The organism is Jiangella rhizosphaerae (assembly GCF_003579925.1).
GTDB classification, from domain to species: domain Bacteria; phylum Actinomycetota; class Actinomycetes; order Jiangellales; family Jiangellaceae; genus Jiangella; species Jiangella rhizosphaerae.
Genome location: NZ_QUAL01000251.1, coordinates 1 through 1808, shown reverse-complemented (window position 1 = coordinate 1808; position 1808 = coordinate 1). Strand labels below are relative to the sequence as shown.

The following is a 1808-nucleotide window of genomic DNA, read 5'->3' as shown; positions in this document are numbered from 1 at the left end:
CGGCGGCGCCGGCGGCGCGGCGCAGCGACTCGTGCCGGGCGGGCGTCCCGGCCTCGGCGAGCGGACCGGTCCCGACGGCGACCACCAGGCCGGCCTTCGCGGCGCCCATCGACGGCAGCTTCGTGACCTCGTCGGCCTTCCCGGTGGCGCCGAGCTGCTTCAACACCGTCGCCAGCGAGCCCTTCAGGGCCTTGTCGAGGGATTCGCTGCCCGGCAGCAGGACGACGCCGTCGTCGCCCGGGGCCACACCGACGACGACGGCGTCGACCTTGAGGCCCGCGGGCGCGGCGGAGGACAGGGCAATGCTGGTCACGGTTCTCCTGAGGTCGCTCGTTCAGTCGATTCCGCCCGATGCTACCGCCGGGTCACCGTCGCTCCGTCCGGCGGCCGTCGCGCGGTGCGAACACCGCCAGCGCCTCGGCGTCGGAGTGGACGGTGCGCGCGTAGGCGTCCGCCCATGCCGCCGCGCCCGGGTAGGAGCTCGCCGCGACGACGGCGTCGGCCAGCGCGTGCGGGTCGGCGGCCGTGTGCCGCAGCGTGACGATGCCGTCACGCAGGAGCGCCCAGTGCGGGCCGGGCCGGCCGTAGGGCATGCCGACGCTGCCCGGGTTCACCACCAGCCGGCGGTCGACCAGCCGCTGGAACGGCATGTGGGTGTGGCCGCAGACGACGGTGCGCACGTCGCCGGGCACCGTCGACAGGACCTCGGTCCACCGGTCCAGCGAGCTGTCGACCAGCACGACCTCGTCGTCGTCGCGCGGTGTGCCGTGGCAGAACAGCACCGGCCCGAACCCGTCGACGTCGACGGTGACCGGGTGCGGCAGGCGGTCCAGCAGCTGCACCTGATCGGGCCGCAGCTGGCGTCCCGCCCAGTCGGACACGTCGATGTCCGACCTCCCGCCCCGGGCGACGGCGACCAGCTCGCGGTCGGCGTTGCCCCGCACCCAGACGACGCGATCGCCCTCGGCGACGAGCCGGTCGAGGGTCTGGACCGGCAGCGGACCCGCCGCGATGTCGCCGGTCAGCACGATCCGCTCGGCAGCGGCGACGTCGGGCTCGGCGAGCACGGCGTCGAGGGCCGGCAGCGCTCCGTGGACGTCGGACAGCACGGCGACGGAGGCGACCATCCCCCGAGAATAGGCGGGTGGACCCCCGACCGTTCGCCGGCGCCGAGCTCGCCTGGCTGGTGCTGCCCGACGACGGCCACGAGCACCTGGCGGAGCTGGTCACCCGCGAGGCCGCCGAGTTCGCCGCCGAGCTGGGGGCGCCGGTGCGGGTCCGCCGCTCCGCCGCATCCCGCGACGGCGACGGCCCGCGGCTGTTCCTCGACCTGCCGGGCGCGGCGCATCCGGAGCTGGCCGCCTGGCGGCACGCGAGGGGCCGGCCCCAGCCGCCTGCGACCGGGCCCGCCGTCGAGCTGGCCGGCGACGTCGTCGTGGTGATCGCGGGCGACGACGCGGGGGTCGCGCTGAGCCTGCTGCGCACGGCGGTCCGCACCGGCGCCGACGGCGTCCTCACACCGCGGCCGGCCCGCACGTGGGCTGAGGCGGCGGAGCGGCTGGCCGCGGAGGTCGACTGGACGTACCCGGCGTTCGAGCTGCGCGGCATCGACTGGCCCGGCCTCGTCCAGCGGCACCGGAACGTCGCGGGGCTCACCGACCTGCAGCGGTGGGTCGCCCGGCTGCGCGACCCGCACACGTCGGTGCGATCGGCCGGGCCGCGGCGCGTGCTGCCGTACACCGCGCGGGCCGGCGGCGACGGCGTCCGGCTCGCGCACGTGCCGCGGTGGAGCGCCGGCTGGGCGGCCG

Annotated in this window: 3 protein-coding genes; 1 reads left to right on the top strand and 2 read right to left on the bottom strand. The window is 77.1% G+C overall.

All coding sequences use genetic code 11. The features are described 5' to 3' along the window. Both DY240_RS22885 and DY240_RS22880 read right to left on the bottom strand, forming a co-directional pair. The coding region (locus DY240_RS22885) for a M17 family peptidase N-terminal domain-containing protein (RefSeq protein ID WP_233552839.1) at nucleotides 1-313 on the bottom strand (313 nt) is incomplete at its 3' end. A 52-nt stretch (nucleotides 314-365) separates the two neighbouring features. Then, on the bottom strand, nucleotides 366-1127 hold the full coding sequence (locus DY240_RS22880; protein WP_119662092.1) for a metallophosphoesterase family protein: 762 nt from the start codon (nucleotides 1125-1127) through the stop codon (nucleotides 366-368). Nucleotides 1128-1144: 17 nt separating this feature from the next. Here DY240_RS22880 and DY240_RS22875 point away from each other — a divergent pair. Beyond that, nucleotides 1145-1808 (top strand): hypothetical protein (locus DY240_RS22875; protein ID WP_199702111.1); only part of this gene is annotated, 664 nt, incomplete at its 3' end.

Coding starts and splice junctions, on each gene's coding strand:
- DY240_RS22880 (WP_119662092.1), bottom strand. CDS start 1,127: ATGGTCGCCTCCGTCGCCGTGCTGTCCGACGTCCACGGAGCGCTGCCG.